The following is a 25540-nucleotide window of genomic DNA, read 5'->3' as shown; positions in this document are numbered from 1 at the left end:
CCCCCGCCCCGGCCGCCCGCCCCGCCGTGACACCCGACCGACCGGTAACACCGCGCGCCGGTGGCCGATGGTCGTGGTGGAAGCATTGCGGAACGAGGGGGAGCAGAACGTGCGGGAGAACGCGACCGAGGGTTTCTGGCCGTTACCGGGGAACCTGCCGGTGTCGCTCACGGGGGTGGAGCGCCACCAGGACGTCCTCGCGGCCTACGACGCGCCCCTCGGCGGCCACAACGAGGTCAAGGTCGAGCTGGTCGTGCTCGCCCCCGCCGTGGGCGCGCGGGTCGTCGAGGCCAGGATCAACGGCCTGCGGGTGGGCGAGCTGGACCCGGCGATGTCCCGGCGCTACGCGGGGATGCTGGAGCGGGCCATCGCCAGCGGTGTCCGGCCGCTGTGCGAGGCCAGGGCCAAGCGCGGCCGGTCCGGCATCGAGCTGACCGTGCTGGTGCCCTCCGACCCGGACTCCCGGCATCCCGGCGCCGATGCGCCGAAGCCGCCGCGGGCGCCCGCGCCGAAGCCCGCGGCGAAGTCGCGCAAGCCGCTGCTGATCTCGGCCGGTGTCGTGCTGGCGCTCATGGTCGCGATGCTCGCGGTCAACGCGCGGCAGCAGAGCAGCCAGGCGGGGAGCGTCGCGCCGCTGTCCACGACCGGCTCGACCGCGCCCAGGACGACGACCACCACCGCGACGACGACGACCACCACCACCACGTTCGCCGCGCCGGTGACCACGGAGGAGCTGGTCCCGCCGGTCTCGCTGGTCGTCCCGCCGCTGGGCGGCACCGCCGCGGCCCCGGCGAACGACGGCTGCCACCCCAACTACGCCGACGCCTGCGTCCCGATCGCGGACGACGTCGACTGCGAGGGCGGCAGCGGCAACGGTCCCGCGTACGTGCGGGGCCCGGTCCGGGTGGTCGGCGACGACGTCTACGACCTCGACCGCGACCGCGACGGCATCGCCTGCGACTGAGCCCGCGCGGGGTCCCGCCGGACCCGCCCCCGGCGGGGCCCCGCTACGGCCGCAGCGACTCGACCACCAGCCCCAGCACCCGCTCGGCCTGCCGCTCCCCGTCCGGGCCCGGCGGCACCCGCCACATCCCGCCCATGAGCAGCAGCACGTCGTCGGCGGCCGTCCCGGCGCGGAACACCCCGGCGCGGACGCCCGCCGCCAGCAGCGCCGCCACCGCGCCGGACACCTGCTCGTAGGACTCGCTGACCAGGTTCTCCCGCGTGGCCGCGCTGAACGCCTCGCCCAGCCCGTGCTTGACCTTCACGTACCCGGCGAGCCCCGTCGCCCAGCGCCGGAACGCCTCCTCGGGCCCCACCTCGGCCAGCAGCCGGGGCGCCCGGTCCACCAGCCGCTGCACCTCGTGCCGGTACACCGCGAGCACCAGCTCCTCGCGGGTCGGGAAGTGCCGGTAGAGGGTCCCCGCGCCGACGCACGCGCGCTTGGCGATCGAGTTCAGCGAGGCGCACCCGGACTCGGCCAGCGCGTCCCGCGCGACCTCCAGGATGCGCTCGCGGTTGATCAGCGCGTCGGCGCGTCTGGCAGGGGGCATGTGCGGACTCCTGTGGTGCTGGTGGGACCCCGTGGTGCTCGTGGGGACGGAGAGCGCTCCGGTTCCGGGCCGGGCGGCCACAGGATACGGACAATTCGCCCACGGCGGGGCGGCGGGGGCGGCCCGACCGGCGGGGCGGACCGGTCAAGGGGTTCGGGGCCGATCTTCAGCTCCGCGCGGGCGTGAGCATCCCCACAGCCGGTTCGTCACGCAAGGTGGTTGTTGGGTCACCGAACGGTGTGGCATGGTTCCCGACCGGATCGCACGCGGGTCCGCGCCCTCCCGGACCCAGCGGAACCGGACCTAGTGGAAGTGGATTCGACGATTCCTGTGCCTCGTTCTGCGGTGGTCGACGTGGTGGTCCCGGTGGCGCGCACGGGCGGCGCCGCCCCGTCCGGCCGGGCGGAGGCGGAGCGGCGCGCGACCGAGGGCTTCGTCTCGCTCTACCGGACCGCCTCGCGGGGCGTGGCGCCCGCCGACCTCGACGTGCCGCGCGCGGTCCGGCGGGTCTCGGCCGAGGCCGTCGTCGAGGAGTTCACCCTGGCCCGCCCTGCGGAGCCCGACGCGCAGGACCGGGCGATCGGCCAGGTCCTGACCAGGGCCAGGCAGCTCGGCGACGCCCTGCTCGGCGTCGTCGTGGACCGGACCGGGACCGCGCGGGCGCTCGACCTCGACGGCGTCGTCCTCGGCCGCCCGGTGCCCGTCGACCTCGTCCCCGACCTGCTGGTCCTGCGCCCCGAGGTCGCCGTCCGGCACCCCGAGCTGTCCCGGTTCGGGGTGCGGGTGTGCGGCCCGTTCACCGCGTTCGACCCGGACCGCCTGCTCGACCGGCTCTGACCGGGCACACTGCCCCCGTGGACGACTGGACCCCGGTGACCACCGGCCTGTCCGGCGCGCTGGTGCGCCGCAGCCCGGACGGCCGCCACCACCGCAAGAGCTCGCTCGACACCACCGCCCTCGCCGCCGAGCGCGACCGCCTGCTCTGGCTCGCCACCACCCCGGTCGGCGCGCCCGAGGTGGTCGACTGGTCCGACACCGGCGCCCTGGTCACCACCACCCTGCCCGGCGTGCCCGCCTCCGACCTGCCGCAGGGTGCCGCGCCCACCGCGATCGCGAACCTGCTGGCGTTCCTGGACGTCCTGCACGCCCTCCCGGACTGCCCGTTCGACCGCCGCCTCGCCGTCACCGTCCCCGAGGCCGCCGCGAACACCGCCGCCGGGCTGGTGGACGAGTCCGACTTCGACGACGTCCGCGCGGGCCGCACCGCCGCCGAGCTCCTCGACCTGCTGCGCGCGGGCCGGGACCGGGCGGCGGCGGGGGAGGAGCGCGACCTCGCGGTGTGCCACGGCGACTTCAGCCTGCCCAACGTCCTGCTCGACCCGGACACCCTGCGCGTCACCGGCGTCCTGGACGTGGGCAGGCTCGGCCTCGCCGACCGCCACCAGGACCTCGCGCTGCTGGCCCGCTCGGCGGGCGACCCCGACCTGAACCCGGCCTACGGCGCGGGCCCGGCGCGGGAGGTGCTGGCCCGAACCGACCCGTGGCGGGTGGAGTACTACCAGCTGCTCGACGAGTTCTTCTGACCGCAGCCTCCCGGCCGCAGCCGCGCCCACCCGCCCCGCCGTCACTACGGTGGGGAGGCGTGGACAACGACAGCCCGTTCGACGCCGTCCTGTTCGACTTCTCCGGCACCCTCTTCGACGACACCGGCGTGCTCGACGCCCGAGGTCTCGCCGCCCGCACCGGCCTGCCGGAACCGGAGGCCGCGACCACCCTGAGCCGGGTGCTCGCCCACGTGGACGCCCCGGCCTCGCTCCAGGCACGCAAGGGCGGCGACCTGTCGGTGGACGCGCACCGCGCGGTGTGGACGGCCCTGATCGCCGAGGCCGGACCGTTCCCCGACACCGTGGTGGAGGCCGTCTACGCGGGCCTGACCGACCCGGCGGGCTGGCGCCCCTACCCGGACGCGCTGCCGGTGCTGACCGAGCTGCGCGCGCGGGGCCTGCGGCTGGGCGTGCTCAGCAACATCGGCTGGGACCTGCGCCCCGCGCTCGCGGCGGCCGGGGTGCTGGAGCTGCTGGACGTGGTGGTGCTGTCCTGCGAGCACGGCATGGAGAAGCCCGACCCCGCGCTGTTCGCCGTCGCCAGGGCCGAGCTGCCCGGCCGGGTGCTGTACGTGGGCGACGACCCGGTGAAGGACGGCGCGGCGGTGCGCGCCGGGATGCCGGTCTACCTGCTGCCGCACGAGCGCTCGGTGGACCGCCCGCGCGGCCTGTCCGCACTGCTGCGGCTCACCGCGTGACCACCCGCCCGGCGCGCCGACCTCGGGCGCGCCGGGCGGTCCCGCCTCACCTGCCGCGCCGAGCCAACCGCCACACCAGCAGCCCCAGCGCCACCGCGCCCGCGATCACCGCGGCCGGGTGCTCGCCGAGGACCCGGCGCGCGGGCGTCGGCAGCTGCTCGACCGCGTGCGCGGCCCGCACCCGCGCCTGACCGGCCGCGACCGAGGCCCGGTCCGCGACCACCGCCGCCTTGACCTTGGCCTCGTCCGCGACCTCGGCGACCTTGTCCTTCGCCTCGCCCGCCGCCTCGGCGACCTTGTCCGCGACCTCGGCGGCCTTGACCTTGGCCCCGTCGGCCACCTCGGCCGCCTTCGCCCGCGCCTGACCGGCCACGACAGCCGCCCCCTCGGCGAGCTCGTCCGCCTTCGCCTTCACCTCACCGGCCACCTCTGCCACCTTCCCCTTGACCTCGTCCACCGCCTCGGAGGCACGCTCCCTCGCGTCCTCCACCGCTTCCCGCGCCCGCGCGGGCACGTCCACCTTGTGCGCCAGCGCCTCGACCGTGTCGCCCAGCTCCTGCCTGGTCAGCTCGATGTCGAGCTCCAGCGCCCGCCGGTCCTGCGGCACGCCGCCCGGCCCGCTCACCGGTGCGCCCGCTCGCTCACGGCGGCCAGGTCGCGCTTGACCCCGGCCACGGCCTGCTCGGGGATCGGCGGCGCGGCCCGCCGCAGCTGCCCGCGTCCGACCAGGGCCAGCGCCCCGGCCACCACGAACACCCCACCGGCCACCACCAGCGCGGCGCCCCAGGCGGGCATGACCTGCGCCAGCGCCAGGATCAGCCCGGCGATCAGCGCCATCACGCCGAACCAGGCCAGCACCCCGGCGCCGCCGAGCAGCCCGGCCCCGCGCCCGACGCGCTTGCCCTTCTCCTGCACCTCCAGCACCGCGAGCCGGATCTCCTCGCGGGCGAGCCTGCTCACCTGCTCGCTCAGCCTGCCGACCAGCTCCCCGGTGGACGGGTCCGCCCGGTCGGTGGCGGCGGTGACCTGCTCCATGACCGTCTCCTCTCCCCAAGCCTCCACTCCGACTACCCCGGTCACGCCGGGTCAACCGCGTGGTGTGGGTGACCCCCGTTCGGGCAAACCGCCGGTCATGGCCCAGTCACCCGCCGCGCCCACCGAGCTGCCCAAGCGCTCCTGGTGGGCCGTCCTCAAGCGCACCGCCGCCGAGTTCACCGAGGACGGCCTGATGGACCGCGCCGCCGCGCTGACCTACTACGCCGTGCTGTCGCTGTTCCCCGGAGTGCTGCTGCTCACCGGCCTGCTGGGCGTCCTCGGCCCGGACGCCAAGCAGACCCTCGTGGACAGCCTGTCCGCGCTCGGCCCCGGCCCGGCCCGCGACATCCTCGTCGAGGCGCTCGACGGCCTGCGCCCGTCCGTGGCCGGTCCCGTCGCGATCTTCGGCCTGGCCACCGCGCTGTGGTCGGCCTCCGGCTACGTCGGCGCGTTCATGCGCGCGGCGAACGCCATCTACGAGGTGGACGAGGGCCGCCCGCTGTGGAAGGTCCTGCCGCTGCGCGTCCTGCTCACCCTCGGGGTCGTGGTGCTGCTCGCGCTGGTCGCGGCGGGCACCGCCCTCACCGGCGACGTCGCCGTGTGGGTGGGGGACCTGGTGGGGCTGGGCCGCGAGGCCGTCGCGGTGTGGGACCTGGCGAAGTGGCCGGTGCTGCTCCTGCTGGCCAGCGCGGCCATCGGGCTGCTCTACTGGGCCTCGCCGAACGTGCGCCAGCCCGGCTGGCTGTGGATCACGCCCGGCGGGCTGCTCGCGGTGCTGCTGTGGGTGGTCGCCTCGTTCGGCTTCGGCTTCTACGCCACCCACGCGGGCTCGTACGACAAGACCTACGGGCCGCTCGCGGGCGTGGTGGTGTTCCTGGTGTGGCTGTGGATCTCCAACATCGCGCTGCTGCTCGGCGCGGAGCTGGACGCCGAGCTGGAGCGCGGCAGGCGCATGGAGGCGGGGCAGGCCGAGGACCACGAACCGGTCGCCCCGCCCCGCGACACCAGGGCGATGTGACCGGCCTACCGGGTGACCACGACCTTGCCGAGCTGCCGACCCGACACCAGCTCCCGCAGCACGTCCGGCAGCTCGGCCAGGCGCACCACCCGCGTCACCAGCCGCTCCACGCCCAGCCGCTCGTCGGCGACGGCCTCGACGGCGGTGGCGAAGTCCTGCGGCGCGGTGCCGTAGCTGCCGCCCACGACCACGGGGGAGCCCCGCCAGCGCGCCTCGACCCGCAGCTCGCCGCGCCGCACCGCGTCCAGGTCCACGTCCAGCCCGGCCAGCCGCTGACCGGCGCGGGTGCCGCCGTACAGCAGCACCAGGCCGCCGGGCCGCACCAGGTCCAGCGCCTCCACCAGCAGCTCGTCCACGACGAAGCTCGCCGCGACGACCACCGCGTCCGGCCGCTCGGGATCGCCCGCACCGTCCACGGCGGACAGCAGAACGCCCCGCTCCCGCAGGAACCCCAACCGGTCCGCCGACCGGTTCCGCAGCGCCACCCGCGCCCCGGCCCGCTCGGCGAGCGCCGCGATCAGCACCCCGGCGATCCCGGCCCCGAGCACGTGCACCGACCTCCCGGCGACCTCGGTCCCCAGGTGCCGCCGCACCGCGCCCAGGCAGTGCGCCGCGCACGCCGCCGGTTCCGCGAACACCAGCCGCCGCGCCGGAACACCCTCCGGCACGACGGGGAGCGCGAGCCGCACCTCCTCGGCGTCCCCGCGCACCCGCAGCCGGTCGGCGAACCCGCTGCCGCGCGTCACCGGCCGGTTCGGGTCCAGGCACACCCGCGTCCCGGCGCGCAGCCCCGGCACGTCGCTCTCCACGACCCGCCCGACCAGCTCGTGCCCGAACTGCCCAGGCCCGCCCCTGGTGCCCGCGACCTCCTTGAGGTCCGACCGGCACACCCCCATCAGCTCCACCTCGACCAGCGCGCCACCGCCGGGCACGGCGATCCCGGCGACCAGCGCGGGTCCCCCCGCGCCCAGCTCGACCACCCGCCCGAGCGCGCCGGGGGACCCGACCCCCGGCGCGACCCGGCCCGCAACCCCACCGCTCACAGCCCGTCCAGCGCCTCTCCGAACCGGTCCGCGACCAGGTGCGCGTCCTCGACGCCCAGCACCAGCGGCGGTCGCAGCTCGATCACGTTGCCCTCGCCGTGCTCGGACACCCTGGTCACCACCCCGAGCGCGGCCAACCGCTCCTGCAGCGCGGTGGCGAGCCTCGGCGAGCGCGACCCGTCCGGCTCGGCCAGCTCCACCCCGAGCATCAGCCCGACCCCGCGCACCTCGTCCAGCGCCGGGTGCTCCAGCGCCCGCAACCGCTCCAGCAGCACCGACCCGACCTCCCGCACGTGCGCCAGGAACTCCGGCCGCCGCACGATCCCCAGCGTCACCACGGCCGCCGCGGCCGACAGCGTGTGCCCGCCGTAGGTGAACCCGTGCATCGAGCGCGGCATCCCCACCAGCTCCTCGCCGGTGATGATCGCCGCGAGCGGCAGCCCGCTGCCGGTCAGCCCCTTCGACACGGTGATCACGTCCGGGGTGACGCCGAAGTGGTCGGCGGCGAACACGCTGCCGGTGCGCCCGAGCCCGGTCTGGTTCTCGTCGAACACCAGCACGATCCCGCGCTCGGTGCAGAACTCCCGCAACCGCGCCAAATATCCCGGCGGCGGCACGATGTTCCCGCCCACCCCGCTGATCGGCTCGACCACCATCGCCGCCACGCTCCCGGACGAGGCGTAGCGCAGGAAGTCCTCGATCCGGTCGACGCACCACAGCCCGCACGAGTCCGGCGTCTTGCCGTAGAAGCACCGGTGGCAGTAGGCGTCCGGCACCCGCACCGCGCCCGGCAGGTGGTACGGGAACGGCTCGCGCATCCGCGAGGTCCCGTTGTAGCTCGCGGTCGCGATGGTCTGCCCCAGGTGCCCCCGGAACGGCACCACCACGTCGCGCTTGCCGGTGCGCCACTGGGCCATCTTGATGGCGCCCTCGTTGGCGGTGGACCCGCCCGCGCTGCGCAGGTTGACCCGGTCCAGCCCGTCCGGCGCCAGCTCCGCCAGCAGCTCCAGCACCCGGTTGGTCGGCGCGGTCTGGAACGAGGAGCTGGCGAACACCAGCTCGTCGGCCTGCCGCTTCACCGCCGCGACCACCTCGGGGTGGTTGTGCCCCAGCACGAGGTTGAACGTGCCGGACACGCAGTCCAGGTACTCGCGCCCCGACTCGTCCCACACCCGCACGCCCTCGCCGCGCACCAGCAGCGCGTCGCCGAGCCCGTAGTAGGCGGCGTCGTGCGCGGCCTGGCTGCCCTGCCTGGCGCCCTGCGCCGTCATCAGCGCAGCCCCAGGCTGGCCAGCTGGTCGTCCACCCACCGCTCCAGCGTCCACGGCCGCGCGGTGTCCCGACGCACCTGCGCCGCCCGCGCCCGGTCCTCGCGCGAGGCCAGCAGTCCGGCCGCGATCGCCTCGGCCTGCTCGGCGACGTCCTGCGGGTTCACCTCCCGGCACACCGGCCCGAGGATCTCCGCCGCACCGGCCAGCTCCGACAGCACCACGTCCGCGTCCCGCCGGTTCACCAGCGGGGCCTCGAACACGCTCAGGTTCTGACCGTCCACAGTGGAGTTGAACACCAGCAGGTCGGCCCGCTCGAAGCAGCCGAAGGTGTGGTTCACGTCGTTGTCGCAGTGCGTGCGCACGGTGTCCGCGCCCAGCTCGGCGTTGGCCCGCTCGACCTCCTCCTCCACCCGGCGCACGTAGTCGGCGTTGGCGGGCACGTACAGCCGGTTGGGGTTCATCCGCACCAGCATCTTGGCCCCGCGCAGCTCCGGGTCGTCCAGCACGGCGCGGGTGAACGCCCGCACCGCCCGCCACCCGTTCTTGATCGGGTCGGTGCGCCCGGAGTGCACCACCAGCTTCGCGTCACCGGCCCACTCGGCGATCCCCGGCGGCAGCGCGGACTCCCGGCGCCGCACCGTCTCCGGGCTGTACCCGAGCGGCTGGGCGAGCACCCGCGTGCTGCGCCCGCGCCAGCGCACCGAGGTGCCCTCCACCACCGCGTCCGGCAGCAGGTCGCTCACGCACGCCAGGAAGTTGCGCACCCAGCGGGCGCTGAAGAACCCGATGACGTCCGAGGCGAGCATCCCCTCCAGCACGCTCACCCTGACCTGCTTGGGCATGATCCGCCAGTAGTCCGCGGACGGCCACGGGATGTGCACGAACAGCAGGATCGGCGCGTCCGGCCGGGCGGCCCGCACGTGCTGCGGCACCCGCACCAGCTGGTAGTCGTGCACCAGGAACACCGGCGAGTCCACGCCATCGGAGCGGCGCAGCAGCTCGTCCGCGAAGTCCTCGGTGAACCGCCCGAACTTCTCCCACACCTCGCGCGTGGTCCCGTCGAACGTCGGCGTGGTCCACCGGTCCCACCCGTAGTTGTTGCCCGCCCACATCAGCTCGGCGGTGAACAGGTCCTGCACCGCCCGGAACACCTCGCGGTCGTGCCGGATCTGGTGCAGCCGGATGGACCGCCCCGACGGCAGCTCCACCACGGCCCCGTCGGGGTTGCGCTCCACGGCGCGGTGGTCGTCGTCGGTGTCGGCGCTGGCGATCCAGGACACGTCCAGGTACCCGGCCTGCTCGGCGACGACGTTCCCGGTGCCGCCGGGCGCGAGCCAGGCCCGCAGCTCACCGGCCTCGTCGGGCGCGTACGTGACGACGGCCCGCTTGCTGGCCAGGAACAGGTGCTCGGCGCGGGTGGCGCCGGTGGACGCGCTCGCCACGCCGGTGGCCGCCGGTGGCCCAGCGGTCGTGTCGGGGGTGGCCCGCGCGCCCGCCTGCGTGGTGGGGGTCGGGGCCCCGGCCGGGACCTGCCCGGTCGCGGCGCCGCTCGGGTCGATCTGCTGCTGCGTCAACGGTCCTCCACTGCTCGGACTTCCTCGGGCAACCGGCGCGCGCTCACGTCCACCCCCTCCGGGGACAACCCGGCCAGCTCCGGCAGCAGCGCCGCGCGCTCGCTGTGCAGGCAAGCGCTCTCCGGACGGCACGCGTACGCGCTGTCCGCGCGCCGCACCGGCCGCAACAACCCCTCGTCCAACCCCTGCGCGGCGGCGATCCGCCGCGCCCACTCCAGCCTGCTGAGCCGGTCGGGACCACCCAGGTGCAGCACCCCGGTGCGCCGGGCCCCCAGCAGCGCCACCACCCAGGCCGACACGTCGTCCACGTGCACGGGCGTGTTCCAGTGGTCCTCGGGCACCGCCAGCTCCCGCCCCTCCCGCAGCGCCCGCACGCAGGTGGTGGCGAAGTTCGGCCGCAGCCCGTCCGGGTCCCACCCGTGCACCAGGCTCACCCGCAGCGCCAACGCGTTCCCCCGCTCCAGGAACGTCCGCTCGGCGGCGAGCTTCGCCGCGCCGTAGGCGTTCGCGGGCGACACCGCGTCCGACTCCCCGCTGCTGGCCCGCGTCCCGTCGAACACGTTGTCGGTCGAGATCAGCAGCACGTGCCGCCCGCCGACGGCGTCCGCGACGTTGCGCGCCCCACCGACGTGCGCCTCCCGAGCCTGCTCGGGATTCGCCTCGCACCACGTGATGTCGGACGGCCCGTGCACCACCACGACGCCCTCGGGCTCCAGCTCCGCGACGAGCTCCCGGCACGCGCCCGCGTCCCGCACGTCCAACTCCCGCCACGGCGCCCCGCCCGAGGACGCGGCGGACGGCCGCCGCCGCGAGCACACGACGGCGTCGACCCCACCGGCCCGCAGCCGCGCAGCGACCGCGCCACCCAGGTAACCGCTCCCGATGACCAGCACACCCATCACGTACCCCCGTTCACCGCCCGCACGCTGCGGGCTCCCGCAGCCTCCCGACCTGCGCCGGTCGGGGAACTGTGATCAAGCCGCTGACCAGCGGCGACGACGACGTCCGACCCCGAGTCCCCGACACCGGGAAACCCGTTCACCGCCCGCACGACCCCGCCACCCGCACCCCGTCCCGCCCCACGCACCCGTCCCGCGCACCCGCCCCACGCACCAGTCCCGCGTCCGCCCCACTCACCCGTCTCACCCGTCCACCCGCGCGGGTTCGCGCACCACCACCGACGCCACCGCCACGACCACCCCGCCGAAGGCCAGCACCCCCAGCGCCGCCGTCAGCCCGATCCCACCCGCCAGCAACCCCACCAGCGGCGGGCTCCCCAGGAACCCCAGGTACGACACCGTCGTCACGGTCGCGATCGCCCCCGGCCGCCGCTCGTCGTCCACCGAGGCCCCGGCCAGCCCCAACAACGTCGGCACCGCGGGCGCCATCCCCACCCCCGCCAGCGCGAACCCGGCCAGCGCCAGCACCGGCGACAGCTCCAGCGCCGCAGCCGCCGACGCCACTCCGATCCCGATCGCCGCGAGCACCCCGCCCACCATCACCAGCACCCGCCCGGAAACCCGGTCACCGCGCCACTGCGCCACCATCCGCCCGGCCGCCAACCCGGCCATGTAGCAGGCGGGCGCCGCGCTCCCCAGCAGCGGCCCGGTGCCCATGCCCTGCTCCAGGTGCAGCGCCCCCCACTGCTCGACCGCGTTCTCCAGGAACAGCACCACCGCCGCCAGCAACCCGAACGCCAGCAACCCCGGCGCCACCAACCGCCGCGCCGAAGACCCACCCCCCGAAGCAGACCCCGAAGCAGACCCCGAAGCACCCGCCGCCCCCGACCCCCACCCGTCCCGGTCCACCGCCAGCACCGCGCTCACCAGCACCAACCCCGACACCACCAGCAGCACCGGCAACGGCGGAACCCCCTGCGACCGCGCGAACCCCACCGTCGGCGCCGCCAGCACCATCGCCAGCGGCGTGGCCGCGTGCACCCGGTTGAACAACCGCGTCCCGTCCCGCGCCTCGTGCGCCGCGACGGTGCTGTTCAGCGCCACCTCGATCGCCCCGGACGTCGCCCCGACCGCCGCCAGCGCCACCCCGAACGCCCACGGCCCCGACACCACCCCCGGAAGCGCGCACGCCACCGCGAACCCCACCAGCACCACCGGCAGCGTCCACTGCCGCAGCGCCCGCGCCAGCGGCGCCGTCAGCACCATCCCGGCGAGCGCCCCCATCGGGATCCCGAACAGGACGAGGCCGAATTCCGCGTCATCCACGCCGACGGCGGTTTTCAAGTCCGGCAGCAGGGCAGCCCATCCACCCCAGAACAACCCCCAGCTGGCCGCCGCCGCGATCAGCCCGAGCGACGAGGAACGGTGTTGTGCGGTTACAGGCACCCGGTAACCCCCGATTGACCACATAACGTTACGGATTTGTGGCCCCAACGTAACTCTGAGATGGTCGAGGTGCCAACACGTCCCCTTCTCAGGCGATCCCCGGAGGAGCGAATGGACAGTCCCGCTGGTTACCGGATCCACGACAACATCCCCCTGCCCGGCAACCTCGACCAGGTCGACGTCCACGTCACCCGCGCCGACGACTACCGCATCCACGTCCTCCCCGACGTGGACCGCGCGGTCGACGCGCTGCTGACCGAGCTGGACGGCCGCCGCGCCGTCGTCATCACCGACGACGTCGTCGCCGACCTGCACGAGGGCCGCATCAGCGCCGAGCTCGCGGCGCGCGGCCAGCTCATCGGCCGCACCGCGATCCGCGCCGGTGAGAAGTCCAAGTCCCTCACCACCGCGTTCGAGCTGATCGACTGGCTCGCCGAGGTGGACCTGGCCCGCCGCGACGTGGTCATCGCGCTCGGCGGCGGCGTCGTGGTCGACACCGTCGGCTTCGTCGCCAGCGCCTACATGCGCGGCGTGCCCTACGTGAACGTGCCGACCACGCTGCTCGCCCAGGTCGACGCGGGCATCGGCGGCAAGGTCGCCGTGGACCACAGCGAGGCCAAGAACCTCGTCGGCGCCTTCTACCAGCCCAAGGCCGTCATCTCCTGCCTTGAGCACCTGCGCACCCTGGACACCAGGCAGATCCGCTCCGGCCTCGCCGAGGTGGTCAAGAAGGCCGTCATCGCCTCGCCCGAGCTGTTCGACTACATCGAGGCCAACGCCGACGACCTGCTGGCCTGCGCCTCACCCGCCATCGACGTGCTCGTGCACGCCGCGGGCGCCATCAAGACCCAGCTCGTCGGCCGCGACCCGTACGAGGTCGACCTGCGCCGACCGCTGAACTTCGGCCACACCACCGGCCACGCCGTCGAGACCGTCACGAACTACGGCCCGGTGCTGCACGGCGAGGCCGTCGCGTTCGGCATGGTCGTCGCGGTGGACGTGGCGCGGGCGCGCGGCCTGGTCGTGCCCGAGGTCGCCGACCGCGTCACCGCCCTCATCCGCCGCCTCGGCCTCCCGGTCGCGCTGGAGGAGCTGGGCGCGGTGCCGAGGGTGGACGACGTGGTCGCGGCGCTGCTCAAGATCCGCCAGATCCGCGACGGCAGCCTGCGCTTCGTGCTGCCGGTCGAGCTGGGCGCCACCGTGATCGCCGAGGACGTCACCGAGGACGAGGTCCGCGCCGCCCTGGTGAGGCTCCGATGAGCCTGCCGGGCGACACCGCCGTCGACCGCCCGCTCTGGGCGGTGGACGCGGGCGGCAGCGACACCGCCGTCGTCGGCCCGAACGGCCTGGCCAGGCGCGGCACCGTCAACCCGGCCTCGTCCGACGACGCCGACGCCGAGTGGCGCGCACTCCTCGCGGACCTCGCCGAGGTCGGCGGCGCGGGCTGGATCGCCACCGCCACCCTGGACCCGTCCGCCCCGGCCGAGGAGCTGGCCAGACTGCGCGCCCTGGCGCTCGACGCGGGCCTGCGCGGCCCGGTCGTGGTCTCGAACGACGCCCTGCCCTGGCTGGTCGCGCTGGGCGGCCGGGGCGTGGTCGTCGTCTGCGGCACCGGCTCGGGCTTCCTGGCCTGCTCCGGCGAGGCGCCCCCCGTCCGCGTGGGCGGCTGCGAGTACCTGGGCAGCGACGAGGGCAGCGCGTTCGACCTGGGCCTTGCGGGCCTGCGGGCAGCCGTGCGCGGCGCCGACGGCCGAGGCCCCCGCACCACCCTCACCACCGCCTACCACCCCACACCCGCCGCACTCGCCCGCGAGCTGGCCGACCGCTCCCACCCCAAGGCGGCGGTCGCGGCGCTGGCCCCGCAGGTCTGCCGGGCCTGGGTCGACGGCGACGCGGTCGCGACAGGCATCGTCGACCAAGCGCTCGACGACCTGGTCACCGGCGCGCGGGCGGCGGCCGAGGCGGCGGGCCTGCTCCCTGGAACCCCAGGGGCGCAACCGTTCCCGGTCGCGGTCGGCGGGGGAGTGCCGCACGGCTGCCCGGAGTTCCTGGCGGAACTGGAGGTCCGCCTGCGCGCCGCCCTCCCGATCACCGAGGTCCTCCCGGTGGACGAACCGGCCCGCACCGTCCAAGCCGCCCTCCAGTCCTGCGAGCACGCGGGCGAGATCGTCCTGCCGCACACCATCGAGGACCACTCCGCCTGGCTGCTCGACCTCCACCAACTCCCAGAACAACGCCCCCTCACCCCACCCACGCCAGACCGAGAACCCCCCTCCACCCCACCCATCCCAATCGGTCTCTGCCTGGCCTCCTGGGGCGGTTCCGGCCTCACGGCGGCACTGGCCGCCGCCAAGTCCGCAGACGTCGTCGACCTGCCCACCGACACCACCTCGGGCCTGTTCGACGCCGTCCGCTGGCAACGCGACCCCCGCTACCGCGAGGAGACCGCAGAAGCCCTCAGCACCGTCCGAGTCGCCTGCCTGAGCAACAGCCGCGACACCCAACTCCTCCTGGGCCCGCACGGCCCGCACACCGACCCCGTCCACCCCGGCACCCCGGAGGACAAGGCCGCCCACGCCCGCCGCCACGCCGAGGCCACCCTCAGAGCCGCAGCCGACCTCGGCGTCCCCCAGGTGCGCCTGATGCTCGGCGTCCCCGACCTGTCCCGCTGGCTGTCCTGGTGGCACAGCCACGTCTCCTGGTCCGACAACATCGACCACTGGCGCAAAGCAGCCACCCCACTCCTGGACCTGGCCGCGGAACTGGACATCACCGTCCTGGTCGAACCCCACCCCAAGCAGGTCGCCTACGACCCGACCAGCGCCGAGGCCCTCCTCGACGCCACCGCCACCCACCCGGCCGACGTCCGCCTCTGCCTGGACGCCGCGAACCTGGCAGCGGTCGGCCACGACCCCGTCACCGCCATCCACCGCCTGGGCGCCAGAACCGCCGCAGCCCACGCCAAGGACCTCCAGCGCTGGACCGCCCCAGGCGACCCGCGCGGCGCGGGCTGGTCCCGCTACGGCCCCGGCCCCGCGATCCGCTTCCGCACCCTGGGCGCAGGCGAACTGGACTGGCCCGCCATCACCGCAGCCCTGCTGGACGTCGGCTTCACCGGCGCCCTCTACGTCGAGCACGAGGACGCCCTGATCCCCAGGGAGCAAGGCGTGGCGACCTCAACCCACCTCCTCCGCACCCTGCTCCCACAATCCCACCCGCAGGGGAGGACCTGGTGACCGCAGACGTCCGCGCCGCCCTGCTCGCCGGAGGACTGGGCGAGCGCATGGGCAGGCTCACCGACCACACCTGCAAGCCACTCGTCCCCTACGCCGCCTCGTGCAGGCTGGTCGACTTCAGCGTCGCCAACGCGGTCCGCTCGGGCATCCCCGAACTGGTCCTGATGTCCCTGCACCGCGAACGCGACCTGATCGACCACCTCCGCGCCAACTGGGACGGCAAGAACCTGAAAGTCCACTTCGGACCGCACGACCCCCTGATCCGCTCAGGCCACGACGGCCCCCTCCCCGAACGCCCACCGGAACGCGGAACGGCCGACGCCCTCCTGGCCAACGCGGAGCACGTGTTCGCCCCAGGCGCCCGCGACGTCCTGGTGCAGCACGCCGACCACGTCTACGACCTGGACTACGGCCCGATGATCAAGGCCCACCGAGCGGCCGACGCGGACGTGACGATCGGCGTGCAGCGCATCGAACGCCGCTACGTCTCCCTCTTCGGCATGGTCGAGGTGGACGACGCCCTGGCCGTCCGCAAACTCGTAGAGAAGCCGGAGAACCCCACCTCAGATCTAATCTTCACCGCGTTCTGCCTCTTCAAGGCAGACGTGCTGGAGCGCGTCCTGGCCGAGCTGGACGCGCAGCCGCAGGACGCCTGGCAGCACGACATCAGCCGCGACGTCCTGCCGCACATGATCGCGCAGGGCCACCGCGTCCTGGCCCACCCGATCTCCTGCTACTGGGCCGACATCGGCACCGTGGCCCGCTACCGCGAGGAGCACCTGAAGCTGCTCACCAGCCCGTCCCCCCTCCCGCTCGACGCCCTGCCCACAACCCTGGCGGGCGAGCCACCCCGCTTCGACCCGCTGACCGGCAGCCTCCTCCCGCACCGCCTCCCGGACGGCGTGGACCTGCGCGGCGTCGACCTGCGCGACAGCGTCGTGTTCCCCGGCGCGGTGGTAGAACCGGGCGCACTCGTGCACGGCTCGGTGCTCCTCCCCGGCGCGGTCGTCCCGGCGGGCGTGGAGGCCAGGGACACCGTGGTAGACGACCACCTGGCCGAGTCCAGGGAGGGGGTGACCGCCCTGGAACCGGCCAACCGCTGACAACTTCCCTCACACGCGGGGGTAGCGGCCACAACCTGGCCGCTACCCCTGCGAGTGTCGTCCCACAGCACGACGGCACACCGAGGAGAACCACCGATGACCGTGAACGTCACCCCCCACCTGAACTTCCGAGGCAACGCCCGCGCGGCCCTGGAGTTCTACCGCGACGTCTTCGGCGGCCACCTGGTCGCGGTCACCTACGCGGACGCCCACGCCGCCGAGACCCCGGAGCAGGCCGACCAGATCATGTGGGGCCAGGCAGCCTCCCCCGAGGGCTTCGCGGTGATGGCCTACGACGTCCCCCCGTCCCGCGAGTGGGACGCGGGCACGGCCCCGTTCTTCGTCTCCGTGCGCGGCGACGACGAGGCCGAACTCACCACCCGCTGGAACGCCCTGTCCGAGGGCGCGCAGATCCTCGCCCCGCTGGCACCATCAACCTGGGCCCCGCTCTACGGAATGCTGAAGGACCGCTTCGGCGTCACCTGGGTACTCGACATCGCAGCCCCCTACCAGCCCTAACGCCCCCACCCAGTACCAGCTAGCCGCAAGCCAACCGCACTAGCGGGCTGACCGCGTCGCGGGCTGCGGGGCGAGCGCAGCGAGCCCAAGCAGCCCCAATCCCGCGTCCCTCTTCTCCGTTTGGCCTGGCGCAGCCCGAGCGCGCTCGTCAAGATGCCGCCGCACTGTTCGGCAGACCGCACAGTCATACGGCGTCTTGACGAGTGTGCTTGCCTGAAAGGAGGCCAAACGGAGAAGAGGGACCCGGACCACCGCAGTAGTACAACGGGACCACAAGACCAACGGCCACCGGCCGGCAGAGCCCTTCCCCCTCTTTTTTGGAGGCCTGCCCCGCCGGCGAGGCGAGCTCTTCAGCTCTTGCCCTTCACTTCCTCAACCCTCAACGCACCCGCAGCCCGTCCACCAAAAACCCCACCACCCGCCGGGCGTCGTAAGACGGGTCAAGGTCAGCCCCGATGCACAGGTTGCCGATCCCCATCAGCACCTCCTGCGCCACCAACCCCTCCCGCACCTCACCCGCACCCTCCGCCGCAGTCAGCAACCCGGCGAACACCGGCAGCAACCGCTCCAAAAAATGCGCGTGCAACGCCTGGAACCCCTCGTCATCGGACCGCATGGCCGAAGCCAACCCGTGCTTGGTCACCAGGAAGTCCACGAACAAATCCGCCCACCGCCGCACCGCCTCGTGCGGCGAAGAACAACTGGCCAACAACGCGGGCCCAGCCTCAGCACAAGCGTCCACCTGGTGCCGGAACACCGCGATCACCAGATCCGCACGGGTGGGAAAGTGCCGGTAGATGGTCCCAACCCCCACCCCGGCCCTGGCGGCGATGTCCCGAACCGGCGCCTCAACCCCACCTGTCACGAACACCGCAGCGGCAGCGTCGAGCAACGCCTCCTGGTTCCGCCGGGCATCAGCCCGCTTCACCCGCCCCTCGCCCGCACCCGCACCCACGCCCGCACCCCCGCCGCCAGCCTCCACCGAACCCACCCCTCGCACTCACCCGCCACGCCACCGACATGGTGCCACCCCTCCGCCCCCGATCCCCGCCACACCCCACCCGACCAGCCCAAACGCCGCGAGGGGGCCGCTCCGCGCGGCCCCCTCGCCCATCCCCTCCCACTACCCGCGCTCGACCAGATACCGCGCGTAAGCCCTGGTCGTGAAGAACAACGGCAACCGCTCCACCAACGTGTTCTCCACGAACACCTCCCGCACCGCCTCCCGCCACTCCGGGGCAACCGCCAGCAGCTCCTTCTCCAGCACCTCCCGCACCAGCTCCTCCCGCACCACCCCACCCTCGGCGAGCGGCGTCCCGTGCCGAACCCACTGCCACACCTGGCACCGCGAGATCTCCGCAGTGGCCGCGTCCTCCATCAACCCGTCGATCGCCACCGCCCCCACCCCCGACAACCACGACTCCAGGTACCGAACCGCGATCGACACGTTCCCCCGCAGCCCGGCCTCGGTAACCCGCCCCGGAGTCCGGTCCACCGCCAGCAGATCCGCCCCCGTCACCACCACCTCCTCCCGCACCCGGTCCACCCCGCCCACCCGGTCCAGCCCGCCCACCCCACCCACCCGATCGGCCCGCTCGAACGCCCCCGCGCACACCTCCACCAGCCCCGGATGCGCCACCCACGACCCGTCGAACCCGTCCCCGGCCTCACGCCGCTTGTCCGCCGCGACCGCCTCCAGCGCCACCGCGTTCGCCTCGACGTCCCGGCTCGGCACGAACGCCGCCATCCCCCCGATCGCGTGCGCCCCCCGCTTGTGACAAGTCCGCACCAGCAGCTCCGCGTAAGCCCGCATGAACGGCGCCTCCATCGTCACCGCCCCCCGATCGGGCAGCACGAAACCCTCCCGCTCCCCGAAGTTCTTGATGACGCTGAAGACGTAGTCCCACCGCCCCGCGTTCAACCCCGAGCTGTGCTCCCGCAGCTCGTAGAGGATCTCCTCCATCTCGAACGCCGCAGTGATCGTCTCGATCAGCACCGTCGCCCGGATAGTCCCCCGAGCCAGCCCCAACTCCTCCTGCGCGAACAGGAAGACCTCGTTCCACAGCCGCGCCTCCCTATACCCCTCCAACTTCGGAAGGTAGAAGTACGGCCCAGCCCCCCTCTCCACCAACCTCCGTCCACAGTGGAACAAGAACAACCCGAAGTCGAACAGCGAAGCCGAAACCGGCCGCCCCCCGACCACCACGTGCTTCTCCACCAGGTGCCACCCGCGCGGCCGGACCACGATCGTCGCCGGATCAGCCCCCAGCTCGTACCGCTTCCCACTCTCACCCGTGAACTCGATCCGCCCCTCCACCGCGTCGAGCAGGTTCACCTGCCCCGACACCAGGTTCCGCCACGTGGGCGAGGTGGCGTCCTCGAAGTCCGCCATCCACACCCGAGCCCCGGAGTTGAGCGCGTTCAACGCCATCTTCCGGTCCGGCGGCCCGGTGATCTCCACCTGCCGCTCCGCCAACCCCGGCGCGACCGGCGCCACCCGCCACGACGGGTCGTCCCTGACGTGCGCGGTCTCGGCCAGGAAGTCCGGAACGGCCCCGGCCGCGAACCCCTCCCGCCGCTCCCGCCGCTCGGTCAGCAGCTCCGCCCGCCCACCCGCGAACCGGTCGTCCAGCCGGGCCACGAACGCGACCGCCTCCGGGGGCAGGACCTCCTCGAACCGCTCACCGAACGCCCCGGTGATCTCCGTCCTGCGGTACTCCTGCACGCCGCTCTCCCTCCTCCTGCCCGGAAACCGAACTGCCCCAACGAATCCCACCCTCAGGCGAACTGCGCCTGCTCCGTCGACCCGGACAGCGCCGTGGTCTCACCACTCGGGTTCAGCGCCGTGCTGACCCGGTCGAAGTACCCGGTCCCGACCTCGCGCTGGTGCTTGACCGCCGTGTAACCACCCGCCTCCGCCGCGAACTCCCGCTCCTGCAGCTCGACGTACGCGCTCATCCCGCTCTCCGCGTACCCGCGAGCCAGGTCGAACATCGAGTGGTTGAGCGCGTGGAACCCGGCCAGCGTGATGAACTGGAACTTGTAGCCCATGTGCCCCAGCTCCCGCTGGAACTTCGCGATCGTCGTGTCGTCCAGGTGCTTGCGCCAGTTGAACGACGGCGAGCAGTTGTACGCCAGCATCTGCTCCGGGTACCGGGCCTTGATCGCCTCGGCGAACTCGCGCGCCACGTCCAGGTCCGGCAGCGAGGTCTCCATCCACAGCAGATCGGCGTGCGGCGCGTACGCCAGCCCCCGCGCCACGCACGGCTCGATCCCGCCACGCACCCGGTAGAACCCCTCGGCGGTGCGCTCACCGGTGGTGAACGGCCGGTCCCGCTCGTCCACGTCCGTCGTCAGCAGCGTCGCGGCCTGCGCGTCGGTCCTGGCGACCACCACCGTCGGCACCCCCGACACGTCGGCGGCCAGCCGCGCCGCGTTCAGCGTGCGCACGTGCTGCCCGGTCGGGATCAGCACCTTCCCACCCAGGTGCCCGCACTTCTTCTCCGACGCGAGCTGGTCCTCCCAGTGCACCCCCGCCGCACCCGCCGCGATCATGCCGCGCATCAGCTCGAACGCGTTGAGCACCCCGCCGAACCCGGCCTCGGCGTCCGCGACGATCGGCGCCAGCCACTCCCGCTCACCGCCGCGCCCCTCGGCGTGCTCGATCTGGTCGGCCCGCAGCAGCGCGTTGTTGATCCGCCGCACCACCTGCGGCACCGAGTTCGCCGGGTACAGGCTCTGGTCCGGGTAGGTCTGCCCGGACAGGTTCGCGTCCGCCGCGACCTGCCACCCCGACAGGTAGATCGCCTTCAGCCCGGCCTTGACCTGCTGCACCGCCTGGTTCCCGGTCAGCGCGCCCAGCGCGTTGACGTACTCCTCGTCGTGCAGCAGCTCCCACAACCGCTCCGCCCCGCGCCGCGCCAGCGTGTGCTCCTCCACCACGCTGCCCCGCAGCCGCACGACATCCTCCGCGCCGTACGTGCGCTCGATCCCGGCCCACCGCGCGTCGGTGGCCCACTGCTCGGCGATCTGCTCCGCGCTCAACATCGCAAGGCCCTCCACGTCGTCCGTCCCACCCACTGCCACCGGCTGAAGTCCCGCTGCGGTGAACGATGCGCGCCCCGCGAAGCCGGGACGACCGACGCAATCTGCGAATTTCAGAAAATCCCCACCCCCCGTTCTGCTAATTCAGCAAATGCGCAAGTTCGCGAAACTGCCCTACCCTGGGTCGTCTCACCACGGAGGTGCGCCATGGCCAGGACGTTCGTCGGAGCACGTCTGCGCAGGCTGCGGGAGGAGCGCGGGCTCACCCAGGTCGAGCTGGCCCGCGCGCTCGGCATCTCGGCCAGCTACCTCAACCAGATCGAGCACGACTCGCGCCCGCTGACCGTGCCCGTGCTGCTGCGGCTCACCGAGTCGTTCGGCGTGGACGCCTCGTTCTTCGCCACCCACGACTCGGCCCGCCTGTTCGCCGAGCTCCAGGAGGCCCTGTCCGGCACCGACGTCTCACCCGGCGACCTGCGCGAGGTCGCCACCTCCCGCCCCGAGCTGGCCAGGGCGGTGATCGACCTGCATCGCCGCTACCGGCAGGCCGACGAGCAGCTCACCGCCGTCGCGGGGGACCGGTCCGGCGAGCTGGTCGTCGGCGCGCACGAGCGGGTGCGGGACTTCTTCTACACGCACGCCAACCACTTCGCCGAGCTGGACACCGCCGCCGAGGAGGTGGCGGGCCGCACCGGCATCCGCCCCGGCGAGATGCGCTCCGCCCTGGCCGCCCGGCTCTCCGACCGGCACGGCGTGCGCGTCCAGGGCATCGCGGGCGAGCTGGGCAACCACAACTCGGCGGGGGAGCTGCACCACTACGACCCGGTGAACCGGGTGCTGCGGCTGTCCGGCAACCTGCGCCCCGGCCAGCAGGCGTTCCGCATGGCCACCCAGATCGCGCTGCTGGAGTTCGGCGACGAGCTGGACGCGATCGTCCAGGAGAGCCGCGAGCCGGAGGGCCCGGTGCGCTCGCTGATCCGGATCGGCCTCGCCCGCTACGCCGCCGCCGCGCTGCTGCTGCCGTACCGCTCGTTCCACGAGAGCGCCGAGAAGCTGCGCTACGACATCGAACTCCTCTCCGACCACTTCGCGATGAGCTTCGAGACGATCTGCCACCGCCTCACCACCCTCCAACGCCCCGGCGAGCGCGGGATCCCGTTCTCCTTCGTGCGCGTCGACCGGGCGGGCAACGTCTCCAAGCGCCAGTCCGCCACCGGTTTCCACTTCTCCCGCGCCGGTGGCACCTGTCCGCTGTGGAGCGTCTACGGCGCGTTCTCCGCTCCCGGCAAGGTGATCACCCAGGTCGCCGCGATGCCGGACAACCAGCGCTACCTGTGGGTGGCCCGCACCGTCTCGCGCAGCCGGGGCGGCTACGCCAGCCCCGGCAAGATCTACGCGGTCGGCCTCGGCTGCGAGATCCGGCACGCCTCACGCCTGGTCTACTCCACCGGCGTCGACCTGGAGGACGCCTCGGCGGCCACCCCGATCGGCCCCGGCTGCCAGACCTGCGACCGCCCCCTCTGCCCGCAGCGCTCGATGCCCCCGGTCGGCAGGCCGCTGCGCGTGGACGCGAACCGCAGCACCTTCATCCCCTACCCGCTGGAACCGGGGAAGGTCCGCTAGCCCGCGCCCACCAACAACTCGGCTCAGCGGCGGCTCAGCGGCGGCTCAGCAACGGGGCTCAGTCACCCCGACCGGCGTGCGCCCGAGGCCGCGCGTCCTCGGGCGTGGTCACCTCCAGCTCCAGCGCGGTGTGGTCCAGCGTCGCGGGCAGCGGCTCGCGCAACCGCTTGCGGAACACCAGCTGCTCCCGCAGCACCTCCACCAGCAACCCCGCGCTCGCCAGCACCAGGTCCCGACCGGGGCACACCGCCGGACCACCGCTGAACGGCACCACCCCCGGCGCGCCCTGCGGCCACAGGTCCGGCCGGTACGAGTCGCCGTGCGCCCGGTGGAAGTACGGCGTGAAGATCACGAACGTCGTCCCGGCGGGCAGCACCTCCCCGTGCCACCGGGTCTCCTGCGTGCTCTCCCGCAGGATCACCGGCGTGGTCGGCCACAACCGCGCCGACTCCAGCACGCTCACCGACCCAGGCTCGTCCCCGGCCGCCCCCACCGCCAGCGCCCGCATCGCCACGATCCCGGCCGCGTCGAACGCGAACAGCCAGTGCGGCGCCTGCTCGACCACGTCCCGCACCGGACGCCCCTCGGCCAGCCCACCCGCCTCACCGCGCTCGGCGTGCTCCCGAACCCGCTCCTCGAACCGCCGCCGCACCCCCTCCCGGCGCGGTCGCAGGTAAGCCCAGTTCGCATCCGCCCGCAACGCCCCCAGCAGCCCCGTCAACTCCTCGTCCCCGCGCGCCCCGCTCCCGAACACGATCCGCCGGGCGATCCGCCACCAGGCCTGCGAGAGGGAGTCCCAGGTCAGCACCCCGGTGCTGCGCGCGTGCCTGACCAGCAGATCCGCCTCGTCCCGAACCACCCGCTCCCAGTCGGCGTTCTCCGGCCGCAACGCCTCCTCGGTGAACCGCCGCCGCTCCCCGCGCTCGGCCCCGCGCGTGGCCAGCACCCCGTGCGGCTGGAAGTGCCGGAGCGCGGCCCGCTTCTCCACCGTCGCGGGCGCGAACGGCTCAGGCGTGTCGTCCAGCAGCCGGACCACGTCCTCCACCGACACCACCAGCGCCACGCTCCGCCCAGGCACCCGCAGCCGCACAGGCCCCGGCCCGTGCTTGGCCCGCAACGCGGCCACCGTCCGGATCGCGGCCTCGTCGGCCTGCCCGCGCTGCTCCACCGCCAGCACCCACGGCCGCCGAACGATCACCCCCTTGGCCAGGGTCGGCAGCAGAACCCGCCCGAACGCCCGTGCTGTGTCCACCCGCGATGCCAGTGCCACGGCACTCCCTCCGTCCCCGAAGACCGGCCCCGCGTCACGTCGAGCGGGCGTCCGGCTGTCGTCCGGAGGGGTTATCCGCGATGACCGCCATTAATCCGGCACCGCGTCTCTCCACCACCACGCGACACCACCCGTCCACCACACCTGACCGCCACCTCGTCCGCGCGCACCAAAACCCCCAGATCGTGCGACACGGGCCACATCGCCAAGACGGAACGACGCAACCACGCCGTCCCGCCCCCCGCCCCCGTCCCCGCCGGATCTACTACTTTCGTCCAACCCCCGAACCCCTGTCCCCACCTGCGCGGACTCGTTAACCTGAACGGACGAGCGGCGCCCGCCGCCCCGGCACGTGAGGAGCCCCAGGCGTGGAGAGCGCGGCACCCCCCGACGGCGCCCCGCCCCGCCCGAGGACCGCCCGCCCGAGGACCGCCCGCCCGAGGACCGCCCGCCCGAGAACCTCCCGTCCCGAGTTCTGGTCCCGCGTCCCCTGGCTGGACACCACCTGGCAAGGCCGCCGCTCCCTCTTCCTCCTCGACCTCGCCGTAGCCGCCGCGATCACCGCGGGCGCCGGCCTTGAGGTCCTCTCCAGGGGCGGCCCCGCAGCCACCACGACCTTCCTCCTCACCGCCCCCGCCCTCCTGGTCCGCAGGCGCTGGCCCCTGCTCACCGTCGCGATCGGCCTGCTCCTCTCGGTCGTCATGGGCGTGCTCGGCGTGTTCCTCACCGCCCCACGGACCGTCCTGGTCATCGGCCTGCACACCACCGCCGCCCGCCACGGCTTCACCTGGCGCACCTGGCTGGCCGCCACCCCCACCTACCTCGCGTTCCTCGTCCCCGCCTTCCTCGCCGACCGCCTCGACTGGCCCTCCTACCTGGTCACCAACGCCGTCTTCACCCTCCTCCCCCTCCTCACCGGCGTCTGGGTGCACCAGCGCGCCAAGGTGCTGGACCTGCTGCGCGAGCGCGCCGAGACCGCCGAGCGCGAGCGCGACCTGCTCGCCGAGCGCGCCGTCACCGCCGAGCGCCGCCGCATCGCCCGCGAGATGCACGACGTCGTCGCCCACCGGGTCAGCGTGATCGCCCTCCAGGCAGGCGCCCTCACCGTCATCGCGGACGGTCAGACCGCCGAGGTCGCCGAGATCATCCGCAAGTCCAGCTCCGCCGCCCTGTCCGAGCTGCGCGACGTGCTGCGGGTGCTGCGCGAGGACGAGTCCGAGGTGGTCGCCCCCGGCCTGCCCGGCATCGCGTCCCTGGTGGCCGACGCGCCCGGCCGGGTCGACCTGGTCCGCCCCGACCCGCTGCCCGAGGTGGAACCGGCGGTCGGCCGCGCCGCCTACCGGGTCGTCCAGGAAGCGCTGACCAACGCGGGCAAGCACGCCCCCGGCGCGCCCGTCCGGGTGCTGCTGGAGGTGGGGGAGCGGCTGGTGGTGCAGGTCGCCAACGGCGTCCCCGCGCGCCCCGGCGGCGCCGTTCCCGGCTCCGGCTACGGGCTGCTCGGGATGCGCGAGCGGGTGACCCAGGCCGGTGGGACGGTGTCCGCGCGAGCGGAGGGCGGCGGGTACGTTGTCCGTGCTGAGTTCCCCTGCTGAACGGACGGCGCG

At 73.9% G+C, this 25540-nt stretch carries 23 protein-coding genes; 11 read left to right on the top strand and 12 right to left on the bottom strand.

The annotated features are described in order from the left end of the window. The first annotated feature begins 85 nt into the window (after positions 1-85). The gene (locus LV78_RS35450) at positions 86-964 is read left to right on the top strand and encodes a hypothetical protein (RefSeq protein ID WP_253850481.1); all 879 of its coding nucleotides are present in this window, start codon (positions 86-88) and stop codon (positions 962-964) included. A 43-nt stretch (positions 965-1007) separates the two neighbouring features. Here the strand turns inward: LV78_RS35450 and LV78_RS35445 are convergent, their stop codons facing one another. After that, a complete protein-coding gene (locus LV78_RS35445; RefSeq protein WP_253850480.1) occupies positions 1008-1553 on the bottom strand; it encodes a TetR/AcrR family transcriptional regulator in 546 nt (181 codons plus the stop codon). 330 nt (positions 1554-1883) lie between these two features. Between LV78_RS35445 and LV78_RS35440 the strand changes: the two genes are divergently transcribed. From LV78_RS35440 to LV78_RS35430, 3 genes are read left to right on the top strand one after another with little or no spacing between them, the layout of a single operon-like run. Next, positions 1884-2390 (top strand): hypothetical protein, encoded by a 507-nt coding sequence (locus tag LV78_RS35440; RefSeq protein WP_253850479.1) that lies wholly within the window; start codon positions 1884-1886, stop codon positions 2388-2390. A gap of 17 nt (positions 2391-2407) precedes the next feature. Next, positions 2408-3136, top strand: a complete 729-nt coding sequence (locus LV78_RS35435; RefSeq protein WP_253850478.1) for an aminoglycoside 3'-phosphotransferase — start codon at positions 2408-2410, stop codon at positions 3134-3136. A gap of 59 nt (positions 3137-3195) precedes the next feature. After that, positions 3196-3855, top strand: a complete 660-nt coding sequence (locus LV78_RS35430) for an HAD family hydrolase (RefSeq protein ID WP_253850477.1) — start codon at positions 3196-3198, stop codon at positions 3853-3855. A gap of 46 nt (positions 3856-3901) precedes the next feature. Here the strand turns inward: LV78_RS35430 and LV78_RS35425 are convergent, their stop codons facing one another. Beyond that, positions 3902-4480, bottom strand: coding sequence for a DUF3618 domain-containing protein (locus LV78_RS35425; protein WP_253850476.1), 579 nt, complete (start codon positions 4478-4480; stop codon positions 3902-3904). After that, complete coding sequence (locus LV78_RS35420) at positions 4477-4890, bottom strand: phage holin family protein (RefSeq protein WP_253850475.1); 414 nt, start codon at positions 4888-4890, stop codon at positions 4477-4479. The genes LV78_RS35425 and LV78_RS35420 overlap by 4 nt, the downstream gene beginning before the upstream one ends. Before the next feature lie 97 nt (positions 4891-4987). Here LV78_RS35420 and LV78_RS35415 point away from each other — a divergent pair, with 97 nt between their 5' ends. Further along, positions 4988-5908 carry a YihY/virulence factor BrkB family protein gene (locus LV78_RS35415; protein WP_253850474.1) on the top strand — a complete coding sequence of 307 codons (921 nt, stop codon included), beginning with the start codon at positions 4988-4990 and terminating at the stop codon, positions 5906-5908. Positions 5909-5913: 5 nt separating this feature from the next. On the opposite strand, the gene LV78_RS35410 is transcribed toward LV78_RS35415, so the two are convergent. From LV78_RS35410 to LV78_RS35390, 5 genes are all read right to left on the bottom strand, one after another. Beyond that, the gene (locus LV78_RS35410; protein WP_253850473.1) at positions 5914-6951 is read right to left on the bottom strand and encodes an alcohol dehydrogenase catalytic domain-containing protein; all 1038 of its coding nucleotides are present in this window, start codon (positions 6949-6951) and stop codon (positions 5914-5916) included. Beyond that, a complete protein-coding gene (locus tag LV78_RS35405) occupies positions 6948-8222 on the bottom strand; it encodes an aspartate aminotransferase family protein (protein WP_253850472.1) in 1275 nt (424 codons plus the stop codon). The genes LV78_RS35410 and LV78_RS35405 overlap by 4 nt, the downstream gene beginning before the upstream one ends. Beyond that, positions 8222-9796: a trehalose-6-phosphate synthase gene (locus LV78_RS35400; protein ID WP_253850471.1), complete on the bottom strand. Its 1575-nt coding sequence runs from the start codon at positions 9794-9796 to the stop codon at positions 8222-8224. The genes LV78_RS35405 and LV78_RS35400 overlap by 1 nt, the downstream gene beginning before the upstream one ends. Continuing rightward, on the bottom strand, positions 9793-10695 hold the full coding sequence (locus LV78_RS35395; protein ID WP_253850470.1) for an SDR family oxidoreductase: 903 nt from the start codon (positions 10693-10695) through the stop codon (positions 9793-9795). Before LV78_RS35395 ends, LV78_RS35400 begins: the two co-directional genes overlap by 4 nt. Before the next feature lie 243 nt (positions 10696-10938). Beyond that, on the bottom strand, positions 10939-12021 hold the full coding sequence (locus tag LV78_RS35390) for an MFS transporter (RefSeq protein ID WP_253850469.1): 1083 nt from the start codon (positions 12019-12021) through the stop codon (positions 10939-10941). A gap of 231 nt (positions 12022-12252) precedes the next feature. Here LV78_RS35390 and aroB point away from each other — a divergent pair, with 231 nt between their 5' ends. The 4 genes from aroB to LV78_RS35370 all read left to right on the top strand — a co-directional run bounded on the left by aroB (position 12253) and on the right by LV78_RS35370 (position 16999). Next, positions 12253-13401 (top strand): 3-dehydroquinate synthase, encoded by a 1149-nt coding sequence (gene aroB / locus LV78_RS35385; protein WP_253850468.1) that lies wholly within the window; start codon positions 12253-12255, stop codon positions 13399-13401. Continuing rightward, positions 13398-15377, top strand: a complete 1980-nt coding sequence (locus LV78_RS35380; protein ID WP_253850467.1) for a TIM barrel protein — start codon at positions 13398-13400, stop codon at positions 15375-15377. Before aroB ends, LV78_RS35380 begins: the two co-directional genes overlap by 4 nt. Next, positions 15374-16480 carry a sugar phosphate nucleotidyltransferase gene (locus LV78_RS35375; protein ID WP_253850466.1) on the top strand — a complete coding sequence of 369 codons (1107 nt, stop codon included), beginning with the start codon at positions 15374-15376 and terminating at the stop codon, positions 16478-16480. Before LV78_RS35380 ends, LV78_RS35375 begins: the two co-directional genes overlap by 4 nt. Positions 16481-16576: 96 nt before the next feature. After that, positions 16577-16999, top strand: a complete 423-nt coding sequence (locus LV78_RS35370; RefSeq protein WP_253850465.1) for a VOC family protein — start codon at positions 16577-16579, stop codon at positions 16997-16999. Positions 17000-17378: 379 nt separating this feature from the next. Here the strand turns inward: LV78_RS35370 and LV78_RS35365 are convergent, their stop codons facing one another. The 3 genes from LV78_RS35365 to aceA form a co-directional block, all read right to left on the bottom strand. After that, positions 17379-17954 (bottom strand): TetR/AcrR family transcriptional regulator, encoded by a 576-nt coding sequence (locus LV78_RS35365; RefSeq protein WP_253850464.1) that lies wholly within the window; start codon positions 17952-17954, stop codon positions 17379-17381. 168 nt (positions 17955-18122) lie between these two features. Then, positions 18123-19724: a malate synthase A gene (gene aceB / locus LV78_RS35360; protein WP_253850463.1), complete on the bottom strand. Its 1602-nt coding sequence runs from the start codon at positions 19722-19724 to the stop codon at positions 18123-18125. A 53-nt stretch (positions 19725-19777) separates the two neighbouring features. Next, a complete protein-coding gene (gene aceA, locus LV78_RS35355; protein WP_253850462.1) occupies positions 19778-21046 on the bottom strand; it encodes an isocitrate lyase in 1269 nt (422 codons plus the stop codon). Positions 21047-21250: 204 nt separating this feature from the next. On the opposite strand from aceA, the gene LV78_RS35350 reads away from it, so the two are divergent. Next, positions 21251-22666: a short-chain fatty acyl-CoA regulator family protein gene (locus LV78_RS35350; RefSeq protein ID WP_253850461.1), complete on the top strand. Its 1416-nt coding sequence runs from the start codon at positions 21251-21253 to the stop codon at positions 22664-22666. 58 nt (positions 22667-22724) lie between these two features. Here the strand turns inward: LV78_RS35350 and LV78_RS35345 are convergent, their stop codons facing one another. After that, positions 22725-23936 (bottom strand): cytochrome P450 family protein, encoded by a 1212-nt coding sequence (locus tag LV78_RS35345; RefSeq protein WP_253850460.1) that lies wholly within the window; start codon positions 23934-23936, stop codon positions 22725-22727. Between the two features lie 368 nt (positions 23937-24304). Here LV78_RS35345 and LV78_RS35340 point away from each other — a divergent pair, with 368 nt between their 5' ends. Continuing rightward, the gene (locus LV78_RS35340) at positions 24305-25528 is read left to right on the top strand and encodes a sensor histidine kinase (RefSeq protein ID WP_253850459.1); all 1224 of its coding nucleotides are present in this window, start codon (positions 24305-24307) and stop codon (positions 25526-25528) included. Positions 25529-25540 lie beyond the last annotated feature (12 nt).

The sequence above is a fragment of the Actinosynnema pretiosum genome (genome assembly GCF_024171695.1).
In the GTDB taxonomy this organism is placed as follows: domain Bacteria; phylum Actinomycetota; class Actinomycetes; order Mycobacteriales; family Pseudonocardiaceae; genus Actinosynnema; species Actinosynnema pretiosum.
Note: the sequence above shows the minus strand (reverse complement) of the source record. Positions and strands in the feature narration are given on the sequence as shown.

What these genes read in the sequence shown, in the direction of transcription:
- LV78_RS35395 (WP_253850470.1), bottom strand. Translation starts at nt 10,695, where the DNA reads ATGGGTGTGCTGGTCATCGGGAGCGGTTACCTGGGTGGCGCGGTCGCT.
- LV78_RS35380 (WP_253850467.1), top strand. Translation starts at nt 13,398, where the DNA reads ATGAGCCTGCCGGGCGACACCGCCGTCGACCGCCCGCTCTGGGCGGTG.
- LV78_RS35405 (WP_253850472.1), bottom strand. Translation starts at nt 8,222, where the DNA reads ATGACGGCGCAGGGCGCCAGGCAGGGCAGCCAGGCCGCGCACGACGCC.
- aceA (WP_253850462.1), bottom strand. Translation starts at nt 21,046, where the DNA reads ATGTTGAGCGCGGAGCAGATCGCCGAGCAGTGGGCCACCGACGCGCGG.
- aroB (WP_253850468.1), top strand. Translation starts at nt 12,253, where the DNA reads ATGGACAGTCCCGCTGGTTACCGGATCCACGACAACATCCCCCTGCCC.
- LV78_RS35370 (WP_253850465.1), top strand. Translation starts at nt 16,577, where the DNA reads ATGACCGTGAACGTCACCCCCCACCTGAACTTCCGAGGCAACGCCCGC.
- LV78_RS35420 (WP_253850475.1), bottom strand. Translation starts at nt 4,890, where the DNA reads ATGGAGCAGGTCACCGCCGCCACCGACCGGGCGGACCCGTCCACCGGG.
- LV78_RS35445 (WP_253850480.1), bottom strand. Translation starts at nt 1,553, where the DNA reads ATGCCCCCTGCCAGACGCGCCGACGCGCTGATCAACCGCGAGCGCATC.
- LV78_RS35415 (WP_253850474.1), top strand. Translation starts at nt 4,988, where the DNA reads ATGGCCCAGTCACCCGCCGCGCCCACCGAGCTGCCCAAGCGCTCCTGG.
- LV78_RS35350 (WP_253850461.1), top strand. Translation starts at nt 21,251, where the DNA reads ATGGCCAGGACGTTCGTCGGAGCACGTCTGCGCAGGCTGCGGGAGGAG.